Genomic DNA, 23,132 nt, shown 5'->3' on the forward strand with positions numbered 1-23,132 from the left:
CGGCGCGTCGCTTCAACCGTCGCCGCGCGCCAGGGCCAGCGCATCGGCCAGCTGCTGCACGTCGGCCACGACCAGCGCCTTGCCGTCCTTCTGCAACACGCCCCGGCGCACCAGCGCATTGAGTTCGCGCGTCACCTGCTCGCGGTTGGTGCTGATCTGGCTGGCCAGGGCGGCATGCTTGGGCGCCGGTTCCAGCCGCGCGACGTTGTCGGCGACTCCCGCGGCCCGCGCCAGGCGCAGCAGTTCGGCGTGCAGCCGCTCGGACACGCCGAGCGTGCTCAGGTCGATGATGCGTTCGGACAGCTGGCGCACCAGCGAGGCCAGCCGCAGCATCACGCGTTCGGCCAGCAGCGGCTCCTCGCGCAGCAGCGCGCGGAAGGCGGCCGGCGCGAGGCTGGCGAGCACGCTGGGCGCCAGCGTGACGGCATCGGCCGAGCGCGGCCCGCCGTCGATCGCGGCCAGTTCGCCGAACAGTTCGCCCTCGCCGCAGTCGCGGAAGGTCACCTGCCGACCCTGGACCGCATAGGTGGTGATGCGCACGCCGCCCGAGACGATGAAATAGACCTCGCCCTGGTCCTGCGCACGCAGCACCAGCGGATGGCCGGCATCCACGCTCTGCCAGTGGCAGGCCTGCGCGATGCGGTCGAGCCGGTCGTCGGGCAGTGCATCGAACAGCGCGATCCGGCGCAGCGCGAGGGAAGAACGGAGAACAGCTGAGGTCATGGAGGGGCCGGCCGCAGGGCCGCGCGGATTATGCTCGGGGCCCTCTTCGAGCCCCTTCATGCCCCTGCGTTCCCCTCCCCGCTTCGCCCTGCCCACGCGGCGCGACCTGCGATGGATCAGCGGCCTGATCCTGATGGGCTACGTCAGCGCGCACCTGCTGAACCACGCCCTGGGCCTGGTCTCGCTGGCCTTCGCCGAAGCGGTGCTGCGCGGCGTGCATTCCCTCTGGCACAGCCTGCCCGGCACGGTGCTGCTCTATGGGGCGGCCACCACGCACATCGTGCTGGCGCTGCGGAGCGTCTGGGACCGGCGCAGCCTGCGCATGCAGCCCCTCGATGCGCTGCGGCTGCTGCTGGGGTTTTCGCTGCCGCTGCTGCTGGCTTCGCACCTGAGCGCGATGCGCTGGGCCCACGAGGTCTTCGCGCTCGAAGCGTCCTACGCACGCGTCGTGCGCGGGCTCTGGAGCTTTGCCGGCGCCGGCAGCCAGTTCACGCTGATGGCCGCGGCCTGGGCCCACGGGTGCCTGGGCGTGCACATGGCCTTGCGCGCGAAGGTGGGCTATCGCCGGCACTCGCACGGGCTGCTCGTGGCCGCGGTGCTGCTGCCGGTGCTGGCGGTCGCGGGTTTTCTGAGCATGGGCCGCGAGCTGCAGTGGTCGGGCGCCGTGGTGGCCTCCGGGCCGACGCCGGTGCAGGGCGAGGCCATCGAGGCGGCCGAGCACCGCATCGAGGTCTTCTACGGCCTGCTGCTGCTCGCGCTGTTCGCGGCGCGGCAGTTGCGCAGCCGCCGCGAACGCCGGCCCGACGGTGGCGCGATCACGCTGCGCTACCCCGACCGCAGCGTGCACGTGCCGCGCGGCTGGAGCGTGCTCGACGCCAGCCGCGCGCACGGCATCGCGCACCTGTCGGTCTGCGGCGGGCGCGCGCGCTGCTCGACCTGCCGGGTGCGGGTGCAGGGCCCGCTCGCGCACCTCGACCCGCCGGGCCGCGACGAGCGCCGCACGCTGGACCGGGTGCGCGCGCCGGCCGACGTGCGCCTGGCCTGCCAGCTGCGGCCACGCGGCGACATCGCGGTCACGCCGCTGTTCGCGCCCGCCGCCACCGAGCGATCGGGCCACTTCGGCCGCGAGCGCGACGTGGCGATCCTGTTCGTCGACCTGCGGCGCTGGTCGGGCCTGTCGGAAAACCAGTGGCCCTTCGACCTGGCCTACCTGCTGGAACGCTACTTCGCGACCGTCGGCGCCGCGGTGCGCGAGAGCGGCGGCGTGCCCAACCAGTTCATCGGCGACAGCGTGATGGCGATCTTCGGCCTCGAGGTCGACCTGCCGACCGCCTGCCGGCAGGCGGTGCGGGCGGCGGAACGGATCGGCGAGCGCATGGACGCCTGGAGCACCGGTTTCGAATCGCAGTTCGGCCACCGGCTGGACTTCGGCATGGGACTGCACGCGGGCCGCACCGCGGTCGGCGAGGTGGGCTACCTCGAGACCACCACCTTCACCGCCGTCGGCGAGGTGGTCAACACCGCGAGCCGGCTGCAGGACCATTCCAAGGTGGCCGATGCGCGGCTGGTGATCTCGCTGTTCGCCGCGCGGCACGCCGGCATCGCCGAGCGGCTGCGCGCGACGCAGGCGGTGCAGACGGTGCAGCTGCGCGGGCGCAGCGAGGCGCTCGAGGTGCTGCACGTGCCGCGGCCGGGCCCACGCTGATCCCGGCCAGCTGACGAAAACTGTGCGCTGGCGCACATCGCGATCCGGCGCCGGCGATGAGACTGAGGGCCTCGTCACTGCTCTTCCCTGCGGTGACATGAACAGGAGTTCCCTCATGCAAGCCAAGCACATCCTCGCCCTCGCCGCCCTGATCTCCACCGTCGGTACCGCCTCCGCCCAGACCGTCCCGGCCGAACAATGGGTCGGCGCGCCGATCGCCACCACCGGCGCCGTGAAGCGTGCCGACGTCGTGGCCGCGCTGCAGCGCAGCGCCCACACCCCCAGCGCGCCGGCCGAACAATGGGTCGGCTCGCAGGCCTCGGCCGTCATCGCCGCCGGCTCGCTGAGCCGCGCCGAAGTCGTGGCCGACCTGAACCTCTGGCGCCGTGCCGGCCTCGAGAGCGCCGCGCTCGCCGACACGGTCGACAGCGCGAACCCGCGCTACGTCCAGCAACTGGCCGCCTACACGCGCGCCCGCCACAGCAGCGTCTACACCGCCGAGGTGCAGCGCGTACAAGGTGGCGCCAATGCGGTCGCCGGTACGGCTTCGATCGGCGCGCAGTAAGCACCGATGAACGCCACGCGCAACGACGACCTCGGCAAGCTGCTGCTGCGCATCACCCTCGGCGGGCTGATGCTGTTCCATGGCCTTGCGAAGGTCTTCCAGGGCGCCGACGGCATCCACCGCATGGTCGGTGCCGCCGGTCTGCCCGACTGGCTGGCCTACGGCGTGTACCTGGGCGAACTCGTCGCCCCGTTGCTGGTGCTGGGGGGCCTGTTCACCCGGCCGGCCGCGCTGGTGATCGCCTTCAACATGGCGGTCGCGCTGTTGCTGGTGCACACCGGCCACTTCTTCACGCTGTCGAAGATGGGCGGCTGGTCGCTCGAGCTTCAGGCCTTCTTCCTGCTGAATGCCGTGACCATCGCGGTGATGGGGGCCGGCGCGTTGCGCGTGGGCAAGCCCGACGCCCGCTGGTGGGCTTGAGACCGCCGCCCACAGGAGATTCGTCACCGCCTGCAGGGCCGGCATCCATGGGTCATGGCCATAATCCGCCGGACCCATGACCCAACTCCTGATCCTCAGCGTGAGCGCCGGCAACGGCCACGTGCGTGCCGCCCAGGCACTCGCCGCCACCGCCCAGACCCTCGTCCCGCCCTGCACCGCGGTGCACATCGACGCCATGGCCCATGTGGCGCCGGGCTTCCGCAAGGTCTACACCGAGGGGTACATCCAGCTCGTGAACCGCGCGCCCGATCTGTGGTCGTACCTGCACCAGCGCGCCGACACCACGCCGCACCACGCGGCCTCGCAGCGCCTGCGCCGCGGGATCGAACGGCTGAGCGCCGGCGCGCTGCTGCGCGAGGTCCGCCGCGTCCAGCCCGATGCCGTGGTCTGCACCCACTTCCTGCCGGCCGAGTTGCTGATGCGCGAGCGCCGACGCGGTCGCATCGACTACCCGGTGTGGCTGCAGATCACCGACTACGATCTGCACAACATGTGGCTGGTGCCCGAGATGACGGGCTACCTCGCGGCCACCGAAGAGGTCGCCTTCCGGCTGCGCGCACGCGGCATCCCCGCGGAACGCATCCACGTCACGGGCATCCCGGTGATGCCGGCCTTCTCCGAGCCCGACGCGCCCGCACTGGCACGCGCCACCTGCGCCGCCGCGCTCGGTCTGGATCCGTCGCACCCCATCCTGCTCATGGCCTCGGGCGGGGCCGGCGTGGGCGACCTGCCGAGCATGGTCGAGCGCGTGCTGGCCACCTCGGACCAGGCGCAGGTGATCGCCGTCGCGGGCCGCAACGTCGAGGCCCACGGCAGGCTGCAGGCGCTGGCCGCGCGCCACCCGGGACGCATGGTCGCCATCGGCTTCACCGACGAGATGCACAAGCTCATGGCGGCCGCCGACCTGGTCGTCACCAAGCCGGGCGGCCTCACGGTGTCGGAATGCCTGGCGCTGGGCAAGCCGATGCTGCTGATCTCGCCCATCCCCGGCCAGGAAGAACACAACGCGGGCTTCCTGATGGAAGAAGGCGCGGCCTGGCTCGCCTACGACGCCATCGGCCTCGACTACAAGGTGGCGCGGCTGATGGCCGACCGCCCCAAGCTCGCACGCATGGCCGGGCGCAGCCGTGCGTTGGGCAAGCCGCAGGCCGCGGCCGCGGTGCTGCAACGCGTGCTGCAGCGCGCGCCCGCATGACGCCCGTCACCGAGAAGGCCAGCGTGGGCCGCACGCTGGTCTACCTGGCCTGGGTGCTCGTGATGGCGTTCTTCTTCGCCAAGGTCGAGATCCAGATCGAGGGCGGTGCGGGCTGGGCCGCATCGCTGCCCACCTGGCGCATCGAGAGCAGCGTCTGGCTCGACCTCTTCTGGGGCGGCCGCCCCATGACGGGCTACCACGCCTGGGTGTTCTCCTTCATGGCGCTCGCGTTCCTCTCGCCGCTGGCCTTCAACGGCCGCTGGACGCTGCGCGACCTCGGGCTGGCACTCGCGGGCCTGAGCCTGTTCTGGGTCTGCGAGGACGGGCTGTGGTTCCTGCTCAACCCGGCCTATGGCTGGGCGCGCTTCAACCCGGCCGACATCGCCTGGCACAAGCGCTGGCTCTGGGGCCTGCCGGTCGACTACTGGAGCGGCCTCGCCCTCACGACACTGCTGCTGATCGCGCGGCACCGACGCCGCACCGTGCGATAGCAGGCGTAAGGCCTGTTCACCCTATTTCCGGCGATCGCGGAAATAGGGTGAACAGGCCCTAAACCACCAGCCGGTACCCCACCGCCGTCTCCGTCAGCAGATGCCGCGGTTGCGCGGGGTCGGCCTCGAGCTTCTGGCGCAGGTGGCCCATGTAGATGCGCAGGTAGTGGCTCTGCTCGGCATGCGAAGGCCCCCACACTTCGCGCAGCAACTGCCGCTGCGTGAGCACGCGGCCCGCATTGGCCACCAGCACGCCCAGCAACCGGTACTCGGTGGGCGTGAGGTGCACCTCGGCGCCCGCGCGGCGCACCAGCCGCGCGGCGCGGTCGACCTCGATCTCGCCGAATCGGAACACCGGCTCACCGGCCTCGGTCGTCGCGGTGCTACCGGCGGCAGCGCGCGGACGCCGCAGGTTGGCGCGCACGCGGGCCAGCAGTTCGCCGGTGCCGAAGGGCTTGGTCAGGTAGTCGTCGGCGCCGGCATCGAGGGCCGCGATCTTGTCGACCTCGTCGACGCGTGCGGACAGCACGATGATCGGCACCGCCGACCAGCCGCGCACGTCGCGGATCAGCGAGAGCCCGTCGCCGTCGGGCAGCCCGAGGTCGAGCACCACCAGGTCGGGCTGGCGCGTGCCGGCCGCGGCCAGGCCGTCGCGCAGGCTGCCGGCCTGGTGCACCTGCCAGCCCTCGGCCTCGAGCGCGCCGCGCACGAAGCGCCGGATCTGCGGTTCGTCTTCGATCACGATGGCGACTGGAGGGGGCATGGCGAGGTTCAGGCAGGAAAGGGATCGTCGGACGCGACAGGCGAGACCGGCGCAGGTCGACGCGGCAGCGTCACGGTGAATTCTGCGCCGCCACCGGGCGCGTTGGCGGCCGCGATCTCGCCGCCGTGGGCCGCGACGATGGCCTTGCAGATGGCCAACCCGAGACCGACGCCCGGCGTGGCCGATTCGGCCTGGCCGCGGGTGAACTTGTCGAACAGCAACTGCTCGCGTCCGCGCAATGCCAGCGGCAGTCCGGCGCCGTGGTCGCGCACGCTGAGCACCAGGCTCCGTGCTTCGGCCCGCGCCCCGACCACGATCGGCGGCGCGCCGTACTTGGCGGCGTTCTCCAGCAGGTTGACCAGCACGCGCTCCATCAGCACCGCGTCGAACTCGACCAGCGGCAGCTCGGGCGCGAGCGCGGTCTGCACGGCACGCCCGCCCAGCGCCGAAGCAGCCGCGCGGATGGCGGAGCCGACCACCTCTTCCACCGACTGCCAGTCGCGCCGCAGGTTGACCGCCCCGCCCGCGATGCCGCTTTCGAGCCGCGCCATGTCGAGCAGGTTGTTGACCAGTGCGTTGAGTGCGTGCGCCTGCCCGACGATCGCCTGCGTGGCCTCCCGGCGCGCCTCCGGGTCGGCGGTCTGCAGCGACTCGGCCAGGCCGATGAGCGCGGTCAGCGGCGTGCGCACGTCGTGCGAGATGGCCGCCAGCAGCGTGTTGCGCAGGCGCTCCGATTCCATCTCGACCACCGCCTGCTGCGCGACCTCGACGTAGTGCACGCGCTCCAGCGCGATGGCGATCTGGCGCGCCAGCGTGTCGAGCTGCTGCGCCTGCTCGGGGATCAGCAGCCAGCGCGGCTGCGCGGGCTCGAGCGCCAGCACGCCGCGCACCCGCATCGGCGCCTTGAGCGGCACGTAGTGCCAGGGCTGGGCGGCCAGCGTGGCGGTGGCCAGGCCGGCCGGCTGGCCCTGGCGGAAGGCCCAGTCGGCCACGCTCGCGTCGAAGCCGGGCGGCGGCGTCTCCGGCAGTTGCAGCCGGTCGGCCGCATCGGCCACCAGCACCAGCGCATGGCCGCCGAAATGGCCCTGCACGGCCGCCGCGCCGAGCGAGACCACCTGCTCGCTCTGCAGCGCGGCAGAGAGTTCGCGCGTGAGCTCGAACAGCGACTGCGCGCGGCGCTCGCGGCTGGTCGACACGCTGGCCGCGAAGCGCAGACCGGCCGTGAGCTGACCCACCAGCAGGCCCACGCCCAGCATCACGGCGAAGGTCACGAGGTACTGCACGTCGCCGATCGCGAACGACAGCCGCGGCGACACGAAGAAGAAATCGAAGGCGGCGACGTTGAGCATCGCCGCCAGTGCCGCCGGCCCGCGGCCGAAGCGCATCGCGATGCCCACCACGCCGAGCAGGAACAGCATCACGATGTTGACCTGCTCGAGCACGCCCGAGAGCGGCGTCGCGATCAGCGTGACGATGATGCCCATCGCCGCGGCCCAGACATAGCCGGGCCAGCGCGCATGCGGCCGGTCGGCATCGTCGTCGGAGCGCTCGTCGCCGTTCGCCAGCTCGCGCGCCGCGCCCAGCGGCGTGCGGGCCAGGCGACGCGCGCTGTCGGCGCGGGCCGTCTCGACGATGTCGAGCGCCGGCCCGTGGCGCGCCAGTTCACGCGTCAACGAAGGCGAAGGCCACACACGCCGCCATCCCGTGGTGGGCTCGGCCCGGCCCACCACCAAGGTCGCGCAATTGAGCCGCTGCGCGTGCGCGGCCAGCGCCTGCGCCACGTCGTCGCCGGTCAGCACCGCGGTCACCGCGCCCAGTTCCTCGGCCAGTTTCAGCACCGCCAGCACGCGGTCGCGATGCGCGGCCGGCAGGCGCTGCAGCGCCGGTGTCTCGACATAGGCGGCGTACCAGCGCACGCTGAGCTGGCCGGCCAGTCGCGCGGCGCTGCGCACCGTCTGCGCCGCGCCCTCGTGCGGACCGACACAGGCCAGGATCGCGCCCGAGGTGTTCCAGGCCTGCAGGCCGTTGCCCTTGCGGCCCGGGCCGGACTGCTCGACCCGCCAGCCGCGCACGTCGTCTTCCACGTGCTCGGCGGTGCGTCGCAAGGCGATCTCGCGCAGCGCGATCAGGTTGCCCTTGCGGAAGAAGTTCTGCTTGGCGCGCTCGGCCTGCTGCGGCAGGTAGACCTTGCCGGCCGCCAGCCGCGCCGTGAGTTCGTCGGGCGTGACGTCGACCAGCACCACCTCGTCGGCCTCGTCGAGCACGCTGTCGGGCACGGTCTCGTGCACCCGCACACCGGTGATGGTGCCGACCGTGCCGTTGAGGCTCTCGAGGTGCTGCACGTTGAGCGCCGACCAGACCTCGATGCCCGCGGCCAGCAGCTCCTGCACGTCCTGCCAGCGCTTGGCATGGCGCGAGCCCGGCGCGTTGGAATGCGCGAGTTCGTCGACCAGCAGCACCGCGGGCTTGCGCGCCAGCGCCGCATCGAGATCGAACTCGGCCAGCGTGCGGCCGCGGTAGGCCACGTCGCGCAAGGGCAGCCGTTCGAGGCCGTCGAGCAGCGCGGCGGTCTCGCTGCGCCCGTGGGTCTCGACCACGCCGATCAGCACCTCGCGGCCCGCGGCGCGCTCGCGCTGTGCGGCCGAAAGCATGGCCCAGGTCTTGCCGACGCCGGCCGTCGCACCGAAGTAGATGCGCAGCCGCCCGCGGCGTGCGCGGGCTTCGTCGCTGCGCATCTGCGCGAGCAGCGCGTCGGGGTCGGGGCGGGAAACGTCCATGCCGGGGTTTTACTTCATCGCATCGAGCGCCAGGTTCAGCGCCAGCACATTCACCCGCGGCTCACCCAAGAAGCCGCCCAGCGGCGTCTCGGTCTGGCGATGGACCAGTGCCGTCACCTGGTCGAGCGGCAATTGCCGCAGCCGGGCCACGCGCGGCACCTGGTAGAGCGCGGCCGCGGGACTGATCTCTGGGTCGAGGCCGCTGGCCGACGCGGTCACCAGATCGACCGGCACCGGCGCGGTGTTGTCCGGGTCGGCCGCGCGCAGCGCCTCGACCCGGCCCTTGACCGCGTCGGCCAGCGCCGGGTTCAGCGGGCCCTGGTTGGACCCGCCCGAGGCCGAGGCGTTGTAGGGCATCGGCGCGGTGGCCGAGGGGCGGCCCCAGAAGTGCCGGGGGTCGCTGAAGTTCTGGCCGATCAGCCGCGAGCCGACGGCCTGGCCGTCGCGCTTGACCAGGCTGCCCGCGGCCTGGTCGGGGAACACGGCCTGCGCGGTGCCGGTCACGGCCAGCGGATAGAGCAGGCCGGTCAGCGCGCTGAGTGCGACGAAGAGCACGAGGGCTGGGCGAAGAATGGTTTTCATGATGGTGGTGTCCTCAGACGAGATGGATTGCAACCAGCAGCCAGTCGATCAGCTTGATGCCGATGAAGGGCACGACCAGGCCGCCGAGGCCGTAGATCGCGAGGTTGCGGCGCAGCAGTGCGGCCGCACCGACGGGCCGGTAGCGCACGCCCTTGAGCGCCAGCGGGATCAGGAACACGATTACCAGCGCATTGAAGATCACCGCGCTCAGGATGGCCGACGAGGGGCTCGCGAGCTGCATCACGTTGAGCGCGCCGAGCTGCGGGTAGGTGCTCACGAAGATCGCGGGAATGATCGCGAAGTACTTGGCCACGTCGTTGGCGATCGAAAAGGTGGTGAGCGAACCCCGCGTCATGAGCAGCGCCTTGCCGGTCTCCACCACTTCGAGCAGCTTGGTCGGGTTGGAGTCGAGGTCGACCATGTTGCCGGCCTCCTTCGCGGCCTGCGTGCCGCTGCCCATGGCCACCGCCACGTCGGCCTGCGCCAGCGCGGGGGCGTCGTTGGTGCCGTCGCCGGTCATCGCGACCAGCCGGCCCTCGGCCTGGTACTTGCGGATCAGCGCGAGCTTGTCCTCGGGCGTGGCTTCGGCCAGAAAGTCGTCGACGCCGGCTTCCGCCGCGATGGCGGCTGCCGTGAGCTTGTTGTCGCCGGTGATCATCACCGTCTTGATGCCCATCGCGCGCAGTTCGGCAAAACGTTCCTTGATGCCGGTCTTGACGATGTCCTTGAGCTCGACCACGCCGAGCACGCGGTTGCCTTCGGCCACGGCCAGCGGCGTGCTGCCGCGGCGCGCCGCTTCCTCGGCGGCGCGCAGCACCTCGGCCGGCACGCTGCCGCCCAGCGCCTCGACATGGCGGCGCAGCGCCTCGACCGCGCCCTTGCGCAGCAGCACCGGATCGGTGTCCAGGCTGTTCGGGGCGGCCGGCAGGTCGACGCCGCTCATGCGGGTCTGTGCGGTAAAAGGCACGAAGCGTGCGTCGGCCACCGCACTGTCGTCGGTGCCACCGCGGCGTGCCAGCTCGACGATGCTGCGGCCCTCGGGCGTCTCGTCGGGCAGCGAGGCCAGCAGCGCGGCGCGCGCCAGGCGCTCCGGCGTCACGCCCGGTGCGGGGATGAACGCGCTGGCCTGGCGGTTGCCGTGGGTGATGGTGCCGGTCTTGTCGAGCAGCAGCACGTCGACGTCGCCCGCAGCCTCGACCGCGCGGCCCGAGGTGGCGATCACGTTGGCCTGCATCATGCGGCTCATGCCGGCCACGCCCACGGCCGACAGCAGACCGCCGATGGTGGTCGGGATCAGGCACACCAGCAACGCGACCAGCGCGGTGAGCGACACCACGGTGCCCGTGCCCATCGCGCCGACGCTGAACACCGAGTACGGCAGCAGCGTGACGGTGACCATCAGGAACACCAGCGTGAGCGCGACCAGCAGGATGGTCAGCGCGACCTCGTTGGGCGTCTTCTGGCGCTTGGCCGCCTCGACCATGCCGATCATGCGGTCGAGGAAGGACTCGCCCGGGTTCACGCTGATGCGCACCACCAGCCAGTCGGACAGCACGCGGGTGCCGCCGGTCACGGCCGAGAAGTCGCCGCCCGATTCGCGCACCACGGGCGCCGATTCGCCGGTGATGGCGCTCTCGTCGACCGAGGCCACGCCTTCGATCACCTCGCCGTCGAGCGGGATCACGTCGCCGGTTTCCACCAGCACGACGTCGCCCTTGCGCAGATTTGGCGCTTGTTCCGGCAGGAAGGCCGCACCATGGAAGGGCTCGACGAGCTTCTTGGCCCAGGTGTCCTTGCGCAGTCCGCGCAGCGAAGCGGCTTGCGCCTTGCTGCGGCCTTCGGCCAGGGCCTCGGCGAAGTTGGCGAACAGCACGGTGAACCAGAGCCAGACCGAGATCGCGAGCACGAAGGCCGGCGGCATGCCGCTGTCGCCCGGGAAGCTCAGCGCGTGCACCCAGAGCAGCGTCGTGAGGATGCTCCCGATGTAGACGATGAACATCACCGGGTTGCGCCATTGCACGCGCGGGCTCAGCTTGGCGACCGCGCCCCACAGGGCCGGCCGAACCAGCGCCATGTCGAGGAGCGAGAGAGAAGTTTGGTTTGTCATGAACGGTTCCAGCAAATGTCTTTACCAGGAACACCGCGGAACCGGCTTTGCCGGGCCGCTGGTGTTGCCCCCTCGAAGGGGGTTGGCGTAGCGACACGAAGTGCGCGAAGACTGGGGGTGGCCCTATCTCCAGAGCATCAGGTGCTCGACGACAGGGCCCAAGGCGAGCGCCGGCACGTAGTTGAGCAGGCCGACCAGCAGCACGGTGCCGATCAGCAGCGCCACGAACAGCGGTCCGTGCGTGGGCATGGTGCCGGCCGTCACCGGCAGGCGTTTCTTGGCGGCCAGCGCGCCGGCGATGGCGAGCACAGGCACGATCATCGCGAAGCGGCCGAACCACATCGCGATGGCGAGCAGCGCGTTGTAGAAGGGCGTGTTGGCCGACAGGCCCGCGAAGGCGCTGCCGTTGTTGTTGGCGGCCGAGGTCAGCGCATAGAGGATCTCGGAGAAGCCATGTGCGCCGGGGTTGGCGATGCCCGCCTTGCCCACGCCCAGACTCACCGCGACGGCCGTGCCGGCCAGCACCAGGATCGGCGTGATCAGGATCGCGATCGAGGTCAGCTTCATCTCGTGCACCTCGATCTTCTTGCCCAGGTACTCGGGCGTGCGGCCGATCATCAGGCCGGCGATGAACACCGCGAGGATCGCGAAGATCAACATGCCGTAGAGCCCGCTGCCGACGCCGCCGAAGACCACCTCGCCCAGCTGCATCAGCACCATCGGCACCATGCCGCCCAACGGCGTGAAGGAGTCGTGCATGGCGTTCACCGCGCCGCACGAGGCTGCGGTGGTGACGGCCGCGAACAGCGCCGAGGCCGTGATGCCGAAGCGTGTCTCCTTGCCTTCCATGTTGCCGCCGGATTGCAGCGCGGACTGCGCGGAGTCGACGCCCAGCGGCGCCAGCAGCGGGTTGCCGACCTGTTCCGCCGGAATCACCACGATCACGGCGAGGACGAACAGCACCGTCATCGCAGCCAGCACGGCCCAGCCCTGGCGCAGGTCGCCGACCACGCGGCCGAAGGCGAAGCACAACGCCACCGGGATCAGCAGGATCGCCAACATCTGCAGGAAGTTGGTGAGCGCCGTCGGGTTCTCGTAGGGATGGGCCGAGTTGGCATTGAAGAAGCCGCCGCCGTTGGTGCCCAGCAGCTTGATCGCCTCCTGCGACGCGACCGGGCCCATGGCCAGGGTCTGGGTCTGGGTGCTGGCGTCTGCCATCACCGGCGCGCCGGCCTTGTCGAGCAGCGGCTGGCCGGCCGCGTCGAGCTTGGGCGTCTGGTAGGCCGTGGCCTCGACCGTGGTCACGGTCTTGTAGGCGTCGAAGTTCTGGATCACGCCCTGGCCCGCGAAGAACAGCGCCAGCACGAAGGAGATCGGCAGCAGCAGCCAGGTGGTGATGCGCGTGACGTCGACCCAGAAGTTGCCCACGAAGCCCTTGCCGTCGGTACGGCGTGCCGCGAAGCCGCGCGCCAACGCGAAGGCCACCGCGATGCCGGTCGCGGCCGAGAGGAAGTTCTGCACCGTGAGACCGAGCATCTGCGTGAGATAGCTCATCGTCGACTCGCCCGCATAGCCTTGCCAGTTGGTGTTGGCGACGAAGCTGACCGCGGTGTTGAAGGCCGAATCGGGTGACACCGCCGCCATGCCCGTGGGGTTGAGTGGCAGCACCGCCTGCAGCCGTTGCAGGCCGTAGACGAAGAAGGTGCCGATCGCATTGAAGGCCAGCAGCGCCAGCGCGTAGGTGCGCCAGTGCATGGCCTCGCCGGGCGCGACACCGGCCAGCTTGTAGAGCGGGATCTCGATGCGCTGCATCCAGCGCGGCAGACGACCGTCGCACAGCGCCGCGATGAAGCGGCCCAGCGGCCAGCCCAGCACGCCGAGCGCGACCAGGAGAAAGGCCAGCAGGCCCCAGGCGGAGGAAGTCATGCTTAAAACTCCTCCGCGCAGATCAGCGCGAAGACCAGGTAGGCGAACAGGATCACCGCGATCAGGCCGCCCGCGCCATAGAGCACGTCGAGGCCGATCACGAGCGCTCCCCTTCGGTCCGCTTCGGCCGAGCCAGCTTGTTCAGCCCGACCACCATCTCCGCGACCACCACCCACATCACGGCAACCGCCGCCATCCATACGATGTCCATACGTCACTCCTCAAGTTCGAGACACGGGTGTCAGTCTCGGCAGAGGGGCGTAAAAACGGGGAACAGAGGCGCGGGAGGGGCGTAAAGAAAGCGTAAAAACGGCGCGTGGAGACCGTCGTGAAAAACCTGTCAGCGCACGGTGCGCTCGCCGCCCAGAAGGCGTCGCAAGGCGAGCGCCCCGCAGACGGCCGCCACCAGCGACAGCAGACCGAAGGCCATGCCGTCCTCCGCCCTGTGCGGCGCCTCGGACAACATCGTTGCGCCCGTGTTGTAGGCCCCGTGAAGCGCGATGCAGGGAATGAGCGAACGCGTGCGCTCGTACAGCCACCCCAGGATCAAGCCCGCCACCAGGCCGGCCATGAACTGGTACATGTTCAGATGAACCGCACCGAACAGCACGGCCGATCCGAAGATCGCCGTGGCGCGTGTGTAACGTTGCAGAAAGCCGCGCAGCACGATGCCACGGAAGAGCATTTCCTCCAGCACGGGCGCGAGCACGCACACCGCCAGCAGGGACGCGAATTCATTCGATCCCATGCGCGCGAAGCCCTGCTCCTCCCATGCGGAAAGCGGAAAGAAATGAGTCATCGCTGCCTGCGCCCAGCCCATGACCAGAAGCAGCATAGGCACCAGCAGCAGCGTGGGCGGCACGATCAAGCCCAGCGTCGCCTTGGCCGACGATGCGCCACTGTGGAACAGGTCGCGATAGCCGAGATTCTGGAAATGCATCACGAGGGCGAAGACACAGCCGTTGCCCAGCAACACGGCCAATGAACTTCGCTGCGCCTCCGTCAAGCCGAGCAGTGCCCGGGCATCGAACAAGGCATAGGCGATCAACAGCTCGAACAGCACCAAGGCGATGAACAGCAGCACGGCCTGGAAGGCTGTCGGAAAGGGGTCGGAGTGAGGTCGCATCGCAGTGCACGCCTGGCGGCGGAAATGAAGCGACGACTCTAAAGGGGGATTGCACCGCGGCCGGCCCGTGGGCCATCGAAATCTCGCTCGCGTGACGGATGTCTCGGCGGATCAGGGCAGAGAGCAGACGTTCACCGCCAGCTTGCAGGGTTCGGTCGGTAGCTGCGCATCGCAGGCGGTCACGGCCGCATGACGCGCGGCCTTCGCATCGGTGCCGAGCCCCCCGGCCCATTCGCAGAAGTTGCCGGTGGCCAGCGCGCCGCAGCTGCGATGGAAACACACGCGCACCTCGCAGGCGCCCGGCACGCGCTTGGCGTTGGCCGTGCGTACGCGCTGGGCGCGCGCCAACTGCCCGGCCGTCGCGCGCGAGGGCTGGTTGAAGGCACCGCCGTGGAAGACATGGGTGTCAGTCTCGACAGGCGGCGTAAAAACACCGAGAGAGGTCGCCGACCCGCTCGGCCAAAGGGGGCCAGTGCGGGGCGGCTTCTTCGGGTTCAGGGCATCCGATCTCGGTAACATCGCCGATATAACAATTGATCCGCATGCAGCAGACCCTGGCGCAGTGCAGGGGACGTTCCCTGTGAACCTGCAGCACGCTGCCAGACATGCTGCTGCGCAAGGCAACCTGAAACGATGCAACGACCCCGCCGCGCCCTCTGCCCTCCCCTGCTGCTCCTGCTGCCGGTCCTGATCGGGGTGGGTGCCGCGGCCCTCGCGCAGGCGCAGCCCCGCACCGACACCCTCGCGCTGAGCTTCGACGCGGCCCATGCCCGCATGCTCGACCGCTCCGACAAGCTGGCCGCCGCGCGCGCCGCGGTCGACGCCAAGGAACTGCAGAGCCAGGGCTTGAAGGGCCTGGGCGGGCCGACGGTCAGCGTCTCGGGGCTGGCCTACGCCTACAACGCCAACCTGAACCTCGACCTCGACCCGCTCAACCAGAAGCTCGGGCAGGTCGGCTCGATGCTGCCGCCGACGGTCCAGGGCTTCATCGCGCGCGCACCGATTCCGCAGTTGCCCAACAGCTACACCCTGAACCGGCACGACACCGGCGCCAACGCCTCGATCTCGGCGGTCTGGCCGCTCTACCTCGGCGGCGCGACCGATGCGGTGCGGGGCTTCGTGTCGGCGCAGACGCGCGAAGCGCAGGCCGACGCCGAACAGGCCGGCCACGAGGTCGAGACGCTGCTGGTGCAGCGCTACTTCGGTGCCCAGCTCGCGCAGCGCGCGGCCCTGCTGCGCGCGCAGGCCGAGCGCACCATCGCGCAACACGACGCGGCGGCACAGAAGATGCTCGCGGCCGGCGTGATCTCGCGCGTCGAGCGGCTGCAGGCCGGCGCGGCCTACGAAGAGGCGCGGCGCAACGCGCGCAAGGCCGAGGACGACGCGGCGCTGGCCGCCGTGGCGCTGGCCCGCACCGTGCGAGCCGACGGCAGCGTGACGCCGCAGACGCCGCTGTTCATCCTCAGCACGCCGGTCGAGCCGCTGGGCTACTTCATCGATTCGGCGCTCGTGCGCCATCCGGGCCTGGGCAAGGTCGCGGCCAAGAAATCGCAGGCCGAGCAGTTGCACGAAGGCGAAGAGGCACTGCGCCGCCCGCAGGTCATCGCCTTCGGCACGCGCGAACTCAAGAGCGGCAATGCCGACTGGGTGGCCGGCATCGGCGTGCGCTGGTCGCTGTACGACTCGGTCGACCGCAACGCGCTGTCGGCGGCGTCGCACAAGCAGATCGAACAGGCCGAGCGCACCGGTGCGCAGGCACGCAGCGACATCTCGCTGCTGGTCGAGCGCAACTGGCGCGCGCTGGAGAACGCACGCCGCCAGTACCTGGAGATGAAGGTCTCGGTCGAGCTGGCGCAGGAGGTGCTCAAGCTGCGCACCTCGGGCCTGCGCGAGGGCACGAGCACCACGCTCGACCTGATCGACGCCGAGACCAACCAGGCCAAGGTGCTGACCGAACGCGCGCAAGCCGCCAACGACTACGTGCAGGCGCTTGCGCAACTGCTCGAGAGCGCCGGCCTGTCCGACAGGTTTTCCGACTACATCGCGCGTGCCGACGTGAAAGTGAATTGATGATGAGTGCCAAGACCCGCAAACTGATCGCGATCCTCGCCGCGCTGCTCGTGCTGGCGCTGCTGGTCTGGGGCTTCTGGCGCGCGTCGCAGCCTGCGCCCGAAGTGTTCCAGGGCCAGATGGAAGCGCGCGAGACCGATGTCGCCGGCAAGGTGACGGCCCGTGTGGCCGAGGTGGCGGTGAAGGAAGGCGACCGCATCCAGGCCGGTGCGGTGCTGGTGCGCATGGACAGCCCCGAGGTGCGCGCCAAGCTCGCGCAGGCCACCGCCGCCGAACAGGCCGCGCAGGCCGTGGCCGAGAAGGCGCAGAACGGCGCGCGGCCGCAGGAAATCGAGATGGCGCGCATGCAATGGCGGCGCGCCGAAACCGCCGCGCAGCTCGCGCAGACCTCGTTCCGCCGCGTCGACGGGCTGGCGCGCGAGGGCCTGGTGGCCGACCAGAAACGCGACGAAGCCGAGGCCAACTGGAAGGCGTCGCGAGACGCGGCCATCGCCGCCCGGGCGCAGTACGACATGGCGCGCAGCGGCGCCCGCCCCGAAGACAAGGCCGCGGCCAGCGCGCAGGCGCGCCAGGTGGCCGGGGTGCTGGCCGAAGCCGAAGCCGCCAAGGCCGAGACCGAGCTGCGCAGCCCGGTCGGCGGCGAAGTGGCCAAGGTGCTGGCCAAGGTCGGCGAGCTGTCGCCGCAGGGCGTGGCCGTGGTCACCGTGGTCGACCTGAGCGACCAGTGGCTGGTGCTCAACGTGCGCGAAGACCGGCTCTCGCGTTTTGCGGTGGGCAACGAGTTCGACGCGCGCCTGCCCGCGCTGGCCGAAGACAAGCGCACCGCGCGCTTCAAGGTCTACCACAGCGCCGTGTTGCCCGACTTCGCGACCTGGCGCGCCACGCGCGGCGGTGCCGGCTTCGACGTGCGCACCTTCGAGGTCCGCGCACGGCCGCTGCACCCCATCGAGGGCGCGCGTCCCGGCATGAGCGTTTTGGTGGACTGAGCTCGCCATGAGCCTCCGCGGCTTCTCCACCGCCAGCGCACGGCGCGAATTCGCGCTGCTGCGCGCGCGCCCCTGGGACCTGGCCATGGTGTCGTGGGTGCCGCTGCTCGCGGTGTCCCTGATCTGGTGGATCTTCTCGGCCGGCCTGCCCCAGCGCCTGCCGATCGGCGTGCTCGACCAGGATCACTCCGCGCTCTCGCGCCAGCTGGTTCGCTTTCTCGACGCCACGCCCGGCCTGCGCGTGGCGCAGCAGTACGGCGACGAAGGCGAGATGGCGCGCGCCCTCACCAGCGGCGCGGTCGATGCCGCCGTGCAATTGCCGCGCGACCTGAGCCGCGACGTCAAGCAGGGCCGGGTCGGCCAGGTCGTGCTGCTGCACAACGCGCAGCTGGGCACGCATTCGAGCCTGATCCAGCGCGACGTGCGCACCGCCGTGGGCACGGTGTCGGCCGGCATCGAACTCGCGGTGCGCAACAAGCGCGGCGAATCGATGACGGCCGCGCGCGTGAGCATGGAGCCCATCAAGGCCAGCACGGTGGCGCTGTTCAACACCTCGACCGACTACGAGCAGTTCCTCGGCGCGGCGCTGATTCCCGCGCTGCTGCACATCCTCGCGATGACCGCCGGCGCCTGGGCCGTGGGCCGCGAGCTGCGCGACCGCAGCCTCGGCGCCTGGCTGGGCGCCGCGCCGCGCTGGCACGAGGCGCTGGCCGCGCTCGCGGGCAAGCTGGCGCTGCCGCTGGCGAGCCTGTCCGCCGTGGCCATTGCCGCCATGCTGTGGATCACGGCCGGGCGCGGCTGGCACCCGGTCGGCTCGCTGGGCTGGACGCTCGTCGCGCTGGTGGTGTTCCTCGCGCTGTCGATCGCGCTCGGCGCTTTCGTGGCGGGCCTCACGCGCTCGCTGCGCACCGCGCTGTCGGCCACGGGCTTCATCACCGCGCCGGCCTTCGCGTTCGGCGGCGTGGGCTTCCCGCTGGTCGCGATGCCTTTCTTCGCACAGCTGTGGGCCACGCTGCTGCCCTACACGCACTACATCCGGGTGCAGATGGAGCAGCTGCAGATGGGCGCGCCGCTGGCCTATTCGGTGGCCACGCCGCTGTGGATGGTGCTGGGCACGGCCGTGCTGCTGGCGGCGACAGCGGGTGCGCTGGTGCGCGCCGCCGGCGCGCCGGACAGCTGGGGCGGACGCTGATGGCCGACGACCGTCCGCAAGGCTTCGGCGCCGCCTGGCGCGACACCGCGCTGGCCGTGCTGCGCGACAAGGGCGTGCTGCTGATCATGCTGCTCGCGCCCATCGTCTACGGTTTCTTCTACCCCTGGCCCTACGGCACGCAGGCCGTCACGCGCGTGCCGGTGGCGGTGGTCGACCAGGACCGGAGCGCGCTGTCGCGGCAGATCGCGCGCTTCGCGATGGCCAATCCGCGCCTCGACGTGCGCCTGGTCACGGCCGATGTGCACGAAGCGCAGCAGGCGCTGTGGCGCGGCGAGATCGAGGGCTATGCGCTGCTGCCGGCCGACCTCAAGCGCAACGTGCTGCGCGGCACGTCGGCCGTGGTCAGCATCGAAGGCAACGGTGCCTATGCCCTGCTCAACAAGGCGGTGCTCTACGGTTTTTCCGAGGCCGTGGGCACGGTGTCGGCGGGCGTCGAGATCCGCAAGCTGCAGGCGGGCGGACAGAGCGCGACCCAGGCGGCGCGCAGCCGCAGTCCGCTCAACACGCAGCTGGTCGCGCTGTTCAACCCGACCGAGGGTTACGGCAGCTACGTGGTGCCGGCGGTGGCCTTGCTGATCCTGCAGCAGACGCTGCTGATGGGCGCGGCCATGCTCGCGGGCACCTGGGCCGAGGCCGGACGGCTGCGCGCGTCGATGGGCGTGTGGCTGGGGCGGCTGGGCGCGCTCTCGGCGTTCGGCTTCCTGAGCGGGCTCTTCTACTTCGGCTGGGTGTTCTTCCTGCAGGACTATCCGCGCGGCGGCAATCCGTGGAGCGCGCTGCTGCTGCTGGCCCTCTACGTGCCCGCGATCTGCACGCTCGGCCTGCTGCTCGGCTGCTGGTTCCGCGACCGCGAGCGGGCCTTGCAGGTGCTGCTGTTCACCGCCCTGCCGATGGCCTTTCTCTCTGGCTTCTCATGGCCGGTGGAGGCACTGCCCGGCCCGCTGCAGGGGGTGCGATGGCTCTTTCCGAGCACCGCGGGCATCCAGGCCTCGCTGCGGCTCAACCAGATGGGCGCGCCGCTGCACGACGTGCTGCCTTGTCTCGGCGCACTGCTGGCGCTGACCGGCGCCGGTCTGCTGACGCTGTGGATCGCGGCCACGCCGCGCGCCCGCAGGCGCTGATCCCGCGCCGCAGCGAGCCGCACGCTCAGGGCAGCGAGCAGACGCTCACCGCCAGCTTGCAGGGCTCGGTCGGCAGGTGGGCATCGCAGGCGGTCACGGCGGCCTGGCCGGCGGCCTTCGAATCGGCACCGAGGGCGCCGGCCCATTCGCCGAAGTTGCCGGTTGCCAGTGCGCCGCAACTGCGGTCGAAATACACGCGCACCTCGCAGGCACCCGGCACGCGTTTGGCACCGGTTGCGCGCTCGCACTGCGCGCGTGCGAGCCGCTCCGCAGACGCGCGCGAGGGCTGGTTGAAGGCATAGCCATGGACGCCGGGCTTGGCCGCGATCGCGCCCCAGCTGGCATTGGGCGTGGCGGCGGCGGGCGGGGCTGCATGGGCCGCCGACAGATTTGCGCAGAGCAGCACGGTCATGGCGAGCCGTCGGACAAGAGAGAAAGGGGAAGCTGCGAGCATGTCCCCTAGGTTAACGAACGCATCACCCTTCCTCTCGCGCGCGCAGGCTCAATCTTGCAAGCAGAGGTATTTGAGTTCGAGGTAGTCCTCGATGCCGTGGCGCGAACCTTCGCGACCCAGGCCCGACTGCTTGACGCCGCCGAAGGGTGCGACCTCGTTGGAGATCAGGCCGGTGTTGATGCCGACCATGCCGGTCTCCAGCCGCTCGCTCACGCGCCAGATGCGCCGGCGGTCTTCGGTGAACAGATAGGCGGCCAGGCCGAACTCGGTGTCGTTGGCCATCGCGACGGCCTCGTCCTCGGTCTCGAAACGGAAGATCGGCGCCAGCGGGCCGAAGGTCTCCTCGCGCGCCACGCGCATGGCCTGCGTCACGCCGGTCAGCACCGTGGGCTGGAAGAAGGTGCCGCCCAGCGCATGGGGCTGGCCGCCGGTGCGCAGTTGCGCACCCTGGGCGAGCGCATCGTCGATGTGCTGACGCACCTTGGCGACCGCGCGCGCATCGATCAGCGGACCCTGCGTGACGCCCGCGTCGAGCCCGTTGCCCACCGGCATCGCGGCCACCGCCTGCACCAGCCGTTCGACCAGCGCATCGTGGATGCCGGCCTGCACGTAGATGCGGTTGGCGCACACGCAGGTCTGGCCGGCGTTGCGGAACTTGGAAGCGAGGATGCCCTGCACGGCGGTGTCGAGGTCGGCATCGTCGAACACGATCAAGGGCGCGTTGCCGCCAAGCTCGAGCGACAGCTTCTTGATGGTCGGCGCGCACTGCTGCATCAGCGTGCGGCCCACGCCGGTCGAACCGGTGAAGCTGAGCTTGCGCACCACCTCGCTCTCGCACAGCGCGCCGCCGATGGCCGGCGCGTCGCCGGTCACGATCTGCAGCACGCCCGGCGGCAGGCCGGCCTCGAGTGCCAGCACGCCGAGCGCGAAGGCGCTGAGCGGCGTGAGCTCGGCCGGCTTCACGACGATGGTGCAGCCCGCGGCCAGCGCCGGGCCGACCTTGCGCGTGATCATCGCGGCCGGGAAGTTCCAGGGCGTGATCGCGGCGCACACACCGATGGGCTGCTTGAGCACCACCATGCGCTGGCCGCTGCGCTGCGGCTGCAGCACCTCGCCGTCGACGCGCTTGGCCTCTTCGGCGAACCACTCGATGAACGAGGCCGCATAGGCGATCTCGCCCCTGGCCTCGGCCAGCGGCTTGCCCTGTTCGAGCGTCATGAGACGGCCGAGATCGTCCTGGTGCGCGAGCATCAGGTCGGCCCAGCGGCGCAGCACCTGGGCGCGCTCGCGTGCGCTGCGTGCGCGCCAGGCGGGCAGCGCGGCGGCGGCGCCGGCGATGGCGCGTTCGGTTTCGGCGCGGCCCATGTGCGGCACGCTGGCGAGCGTCCGGCCGGTGGCCGGGTCGGTCACCTCGACCGTGCGACCGTCGTCGGCACCGACCCAGCGGCCGTCGATCAGGCAGGCCTGCTGCAGCAGGTCGGGGCGGGCGAGACCGAGCGCATGGGCAGGAATGCGCGCGTTCATGCCTGCAGAGCCTCGTCGATGATGTCCAGCGCGCGGTCGAACAGCGGATCGGGAATGGTGAGCGGGTACAGGAAGCGGATCACGTTGCCGTACATGCCGCAGCTCAGCAGCAGCAGGCCCTGCGCCACCGCCCTGGCCTGCACGCGCTTCACGGCGTCGGCATCGTGGGCGCCGGTGGCCGGGTCGCGCAGTTCGATCGCGACCATCGAGCCCTGGGCCCGCACGTCGGCGATGGCCCGGTTCGATTCCTTGGCGCTTAGCAGGCGGGCCACCAGCTTCGCGCCCAATGCGGCGGCGCGTTCGCACAGCTTCTCGTCGGCGATCACGTCGAGCACCGCATGGGCCGAGGCCACGGCCAGCGGGTTGCCCGCGTAGGTGCCGCCCAGGCCGCCCGGTGCGGGCGCGTCCATGATCGCGGCGCGGCCCGACACGGCCGACAGCGGCATGCCGCCGGCCAGGCTCTTGGCCAGGGTGATCAGGTCGGGCTCGACGCCGTGGTGCTGCATCGAGAACAACTTGCCGGTGCGCGCGAAGCCGCTCTGCACTTCGTCGGCGATCAACACGATGCCGTGCGCGTCGCACACCGCGCGCAGGCCCTGCAGGAGTTCGGTCGGCGCGACGTTGAATCCGCCCTCGCCCTGCACCGGCTCGATCACGATCGCGGCCACGCGCTGCGGATCGATATCGGTCTTGAACAGCTTGGCCAGCGCCGCCAGCGAATCCGCCGCGCTCACGCCTTCGATGGCGCTCGGGAAGGGCACGTGGAACACGTCGGCCGGGAAGGGCCCGAAGCCGATCTTGTACGGCGCGACCTTGCCGGTCATGGCCAGCGTCATCAGCGTGCGGCCATGGAAGCCGCCGCCGAACGCGATCACGCCGGCGCGGCCGGTGTGGGCGCGCGCGATCTTCACCGCGTTCTCCAGCGCCTCGGCGCCGGTGGTGAAGAAGGCCGTCTTCACCGGTCCGCTGATGGGCACCAGCGCGTTCAGCCGCTCGGCCAGCGTCACCACGCTCTCGTAGGGAACGATCTGGTAGGCGGTGTGGGTGAACTGCTTCAGCTGCGCGGCGATGGCGGCCTCGATGCGCGGATGGCGGTGGCCGGTGTTGAGCACCGCGATGCCGGCGGCGAAGTCGATGTACTCGCGGCCCTCGACGTCCCACAGGCTCGCGTTCTCGGCGCGCTGGGCAAAGAAGTCGCACATCACGCCCACGCCGCGGGGCGTGGCGGCGAGGCGGCGGGCATGGAGTTCGGTGTTGCGGGTCATGTCGAAGGTCCTGAGCGAGGTCGGTGGGTGGTGCATGATTGAAAGCCGAATTGGCTCCATCGAAAAGATCCACTTCCGTTATCTTGTTGGGGCCAATC

Annotated in this window: 21 protein-coding genes; 9 read left to right on the forward strand and 12 right to left on the reverse strand. The window is 70.8% G+C overall.

Annotation, left to right across the window (positions count from 1 at the left end; genetic code table 11):
* Positions 1 to 12: 12 nt before the first annotated feature.
* The gene (locus ACSFBC_RS21245; RefSeq protein WP_435512345.1) at positions 13 to 723 is read right to left on the reverse strand and encodes a Crp/Fnr family transcriptional regulator; all 711 of its coding nucleotides are present in this window, start codon (positions 721 to 723) and stop codon (positions 13 to 15) included.
* Positions 724 to 781: 58 nt separating this feature from the next.
* Between ACSFBC_RS21245 and ACSFBC_RS21250 the strand changes: the two genes are divergently transcribed.
* The 5 genes from ACSFBC_RS21250 to ACSFBC_RS21270 all read left to right on the forward strand — a co-directional run bounded on the left by ACSFBC_RS21250 (position 782) and on the right by ACSFBC_RS21270 (position 5,120).
* Positions 782 to 2,428, forward strand: a complete 1,647-nt coding sequence (locus ACSFBC_RS21250; RefSeq protein ID WP_435512346.1) for an adenylate/guanylate cyclase domain-containing protein — start codon at positions 782 to 784, stop codon at positions 2,426 to 2,428.
* A 115-nt stretch (positions 2,429 to 2,543) separates the two neighbouring features.
* Positions 2,544 to 2,993 (forward strand): hypothetical protein, encoded by a 450-nt coding sequence (locus ACSFBC_RS21255; RefSeq protein WP_435512347.1) that lies wholly within the window; start codon positions 2,544 to 2,546, stop codon positions 2,991 to 2,993.
* Positions 2,994 to 2,999: 6 nt separating this feature from the next.
* On the forward strand, positions 3,000 to 3,413 hold the full coding sequence (locus tag ACSFBC_RS21260) for a DoxX family protein (protein WP_435512348.1): 414 nt from the start codon (positions 3,000 to 3,002) through the stop codon (positions 3,411 to 3,413).
* A 76-nt stretch (positions 3,414 to 3,489) separates the two neighbouring features.
* Complete coding sequence (locus ACSFBC_RS21265) at positions 3,490 to 4,629, forward strand: MGDG synthase family glycosyltransferase (protein ID WP_435512349.1); 1,140 nt, start codon at positions 3,490 to 3,492, stop codon at positions 4,627 to 4,629.
* Positions 4,626 to 5,120 carry a hypothetical protein gene (locus ACSFBC_RS21270; protein ID WP_435512350.1) on the forward strand — a complete coding sequence of 165 codons (495 nt, stop codon included), beginning with the start codon at positions 4,626 to 4,628 and terminating at the stop codon, positions 5,118 to 5,120. The genes ACSFBC_RS21265 and ACSFBC_RS21270 overlap by 4 nt, the downstream gene beginning before the upstream one ends.
* A 58-nt stretch (positions 5,121 to 5,178) precedes the next feature.
* On the opposite strand, the gene kdpE is transcribed toward ACSFBC_RS21270, so the two are convergent.
* From kdpE to ACSFBC_RS21310, 8 genes are all read right to left on the reverse strand, one after another.
* Complete coding sequence (kdpE, locus tag ACSFBC_RS21275; protein WP_435512351.1) at positions 5,179 to 5,883, reverse strand: two-component system response regulator KdpE; 705 nt, start codon at positions 5,881 to 5,883, stop codon at positions 5,179 to 5,181.
* Positions 5,884 to 5,891: 8 nt separating this feature from the next.
* The gene (locus tag ACSFBC_RS21280; RefSeq protein WP_435512352.1) at positions 5,892 to 8,660 is read right to left on the reverse strand and encodes a DUF4118 domain-containing protein; all 2,769 of its coding nucleotides are present in this window, start codon (positions 8,658 to 8,660) and stop codon (positions 5,892 to 5,894) included.
* 9 nt (positions 8,661 to 8,669) lie between these two features.
* Positions 8,670 to 9,242 (reverse strand): potassium-transporting ATPase subunit KdpC, encoded by a 573-nt coding sequence (gene kdpC, locus ACSFBC_RS21285; protein WP_435512353.1) that lies wholly within the window; start codon positions 9,240 to 9,242, stop codon positions 8,670 to 8,672.
* A 13-nt stretch (positions 9,243 to 9,255) separates the two neighbouring features.
* Positions 9,256 to 11,349 (reverse strand): potassium-transporting ATPase subunit KdpB, encoded by a 2,094-nt coding sequence (kdpB, locus tag ACSFBC_RS21290; RefSeq protein WP_435512354.1) that lies wholly within the window; start codon positions 11,347 to 11,349, stop codon positions 9,256 to 9,258.
* A 123-nt stretch (positions 11,350 to 11,472) separates the two neighbouring features.
* Positions 11,473 to 13,275 (reverse strand): potassium-transporting ATPase subunit KdpA, encoded by a 1,803-nt coding sequence (kdpA, locus tag ACSFBC_RS21295; RefSeq protein ID WP_435512355.1) that lies wholly within the window; start codon positions 13,273 to 13,275, stop codon positions 11,473 to 11,475.
* Between the two features lie 2 nt (positions 13,276 to 13,277).
* Positions 13,278 to 13,376 (reverse strand): K(+)-transporting ATPase subunit F, encoded by a 99-nt coding sequence (gene kdpF, locus ACSFBC_RS21300; protein WP_307691780.1) that lies wholly within the window; start codon positions 13,374 to 13,376, stop codon positions 13,278 to 13,280.
* Positions 13,377 to 13,615: 239 nt separating this feature from the next.
* The gene (locus tag ACSFBC_RS21305; protein ID WP_435512356.1) at positions 13,616 to 14,359 is read right to left on the reverse strand and encodes a CPBP family intramembrane glutamic endopeptidase; all 744 of its coding nucleotides are present in this window, start codon (positions 14,357 to 14,359) and stop codon (positions 13,616 to 13,618) included.
* A 153-nt stretch (positions 14,360 to 14,512) separates the two neighbouring features.
* On the reverse strand, positions 14,513 to 14,749 hold the full coding sequence (locus tag ACSFBC_RS21310; RefSeq protein ID WP_435512357.1) for a hypothetical protein: 237 nt from the start codon (positions 14,747 to 14,749) through the stop codon (positions 14,513 to 14,515).
* A gap of 285 nt (positions 14,750 to 15,034) precedes the next feature.
* Between ACSFBC_RS21310 and ACSFBC_RS21315 the strand changes: the two genes are divergently transcribed.
* Genes ACSFBC_RS21315 through ACSFBC_RS21330 form a run of 4 tightly spaced genes read left to right on the forward strand, consistent with a single transcriptional unit; the run spans position 15,035 to position 19,791 of the window.
* Positions 15,035 to 16,471: a TolC family protein gene (locus tag ACSFBC_RS21315; protein ID WP_435512358.1), complete on the forward strand. Its 1,437-nt coding sequence runs from the start codon at positions 15,035 to 15,037 to the stop codon at positions 16,469 to 16,471.
* A complete protein-coding gene (locus tag ACSFBC_RS21320) occupies positions 16,471 to 17,457 on the forward strand; it encodes an HlyD family secretion protein (protein ID WP_435512359.1) in 987 nt (328 codons plus the stop codon). The genes ACSFBC_RS21315 and ACSFBC_RS21320 overlap by 1 nt, the downstream gene beginning before the upstream one ends.
* Positions 17,458 to 17,464: 7 nt before the next feature.
* The gene (locus tag ACSFBC_RS21325; RefSeq protein WP_435512360.1) at positions 17,465 to 18,649 is read left to right on the forward strand and encodes an ABC transporter permease; all 1,185 of its coding nucleotides are present in this window, start codon (positions 17,465 to 17,467) and stop codon (positions 18,647 to 18,649) included.
* Positions 18,649 to 19,791: an ABC transporter permease gene (locus ACSFBC_RS21330; RefSeq protein WP_435512361.1), complete on the forward strand. Its 1,143-nt coding sequence runs from the start codon at positions 18,649 to 18,651 to the stop codon at positions 19,789 to 19,791. Before ACSFBC_RS21325 ends, ACSFBC_RS21330 begins: the two co-directional genes overlap by 1 nt.
* Before the next feature lie 25 nt (positions 19,792 to 19,816).
* Here ACSFBC_RS21330 and ACSFBC_RS21335 read toward each other — a convergent pair whose 3' ends face one another.
* From ACSFBC_RS21335 to ACSFBC_RS21345, 3 genes are all read right to left on the reverse strand, one after another.
* Positions 19,817 to 20,203, reverse strand: coding sequence for a DUF4189 domain-containing protein (locus ACSFBC_RS21335; protein WP_435512362.1), 387 nt, complete (start codon positions 20,201 to 20,203; stop codon positions 19,817 to 19,819).
* Between the two features lie 90 nt (positions 20,204 to 20,293).
* On the reverse strand, positions 20,294 to 21,769 hold the full coding sequence (locus tag ACSFBC_RS21340) for an NAD-dependent succinate-semialdehyde dehydrogenase (protein ID WP_435512363.1): 1,476 nt from the start codon (positions 21,767 to 21,769) through the stop codon (positions 20,294 to 20,296).
* Complete coding sequence (locus ACSFBC_RS21345) at positions 21,766 to 23,034, reverse strand: 4-aminobutyrate--2-oxoglutarate transaminase (RefSeq protein ID WP_435512364.1); 1,269 nt, start codon at positions 23,032 to 23,034, stop codon at positions 21,766 to 21,768. The genes ACSFBC_RS21340 and ACSFBC_RS21345 overlap by 4 nt, the downstream gene beginning before the upstream one ends.
* Positions 23,035 to 23,132: the final 98 nt, after the last annotated feature.

The sequence above is a fragment of the Variovorax frigidus genome (assembly GCF_051216515.1).
Lineage (GTDB): Bacteria > Pseudomonadota > Gammaproteobacteria > Burkholderiales > Burkholderiaceae_C > Variovorax.

Excerpts from the sequence above, each read along its gene's own strand:
- ACSFBC_RS21245 (WP_435512345.1), bottom strand. The coding sequence starts at position 723 with ATGACCTCAGCTGTTCTCCGTTCTTCCCTCGCGCTGCGCCGGATCGCG.
- ACSFBC_RS21250 (WP_435512346.1), top strand. The coding sequence starts at position 782 with ATGCCCCTGCGTTCCCCTCCCCGCTTCGCCCTGCCCACGCGGCGCGAC.
- ACSFBC_RS21255 (WP_435512347.1), top strand. The coding sequence starts at position 2,544 with ATGCAAGCCAAGCACATCCTCGCCCTCGCCGCCCTGATCTCCACCGTC.
- ACSFBC_RS21260 (WP_435512348.1), top strand. The coding sequence starts at position 3,000 with ATGAACGCCACGCGCAACGACGACCTCGGCAAGCTGCTGCTGCGCATC.
- ACSFBC_RS21265 (WP_435512349.1), top strand. The coding sequence starts at position 3,490 with ATGACCCAACTCCTGATCCTCAGCGTGAGCGCCGGCAACGGCCACGTG.
- ACSFBC_RS21270 (WP_435512350.1), top strand. The coding sequence starts at position 4,626 with ATGACGCCCGTCACCGAGAAGGCCAGCGTGGGCCGCACGCTGGTCTAC.
- kdpE (WP_435512351.1), bottom strand. The coding sequence starts at position 5,883 with ATGCCCCCTCCAGTCGCCATCGTGATCGAAGACGAACCGCAGATCCGG.
- ACSFBC_RS21280 (WP_435512352.1), bottom strand. The coding sequence starts at position 8,660 with ATGGACGTTTCCCGCCCCGACCCCGACGCGCTGCTCGCGCAGATGCGC.
- kdpC (WP_435512353.1), bottom strand. The coding sequence starts at position 9,242 with ATGAAAACCATTCTTCGCCCAGCCCTCGTGCTCTTCGTCGCACTCAGC.
- kdpB (WP_435512354.1), bottom strand. The coding sequence starts at position 11,349 with ATGACAAACCAAACTTCTCTCTCGCTCCTCGACATGGCGCTGGTTCGG.
- kdpA (WP_435512355.1), bottom strand. The coding sequence starts at position 13,275 with ATGACTTCCTCCGCCTGGGGCCTGCTGGCCTTTCTCCTGGTCGCGCTC.
- ACSFBC_RS21315 (WP_435512358.1), top strand. The coding sequence starts at position 15,035 with ATGCAACGACCCCGCCGCGCCCTCTGCCCTCCCCTGCTGCTCCTGCTG.
- ACSFBC_RS21320 (WP_435512359.1), top strand. The coding sequence starts at position 16,471 with ATGATGAGTGCCAAGACCCGCAAACTGATCGCGATCCTCGCCGCGCTG.
- ACSFBC_RS21325 (WP_435512360.1), top strand. The coding sequence starts at position 17,465 with ATGAGCCTCCGCGGCTTCTCCACCGCCAGCGCACGGCGCGAATTCGCG.
- ACSFBC_RS21330 (WP_435512361.1), top strand. The coding sequence starts at position 18,649 with ATGGCCGACGACCGTCCGCAAGGCTTCGGCGCCGCCTGGCGCGACACC.
- ACSFBC_RS21335 (WP_435512362.1), bottom strand. The coding sequence starts at position 20,203 with ATGACCGTGCTGCTCTGCGCAAATCTGTCGGCGGCCCATGCAGCCCCG.
- ACSFBC_RS21340 (WP_435512363.1), bottom strand. The coding sequence starts at position 21,769 with ATGAACGCGCGCATTCCTGCCCATGCGCTCGGTCTCGCCCGCCCCGAC.
- ACSFBC_RS21345 (WP_435512364.1), bottom strand. The coding sequence starts at position 23,034 with ATGACCCGCAACACCGAACTCCATGCCCGCCGCCTCGCCGCCACGCCC.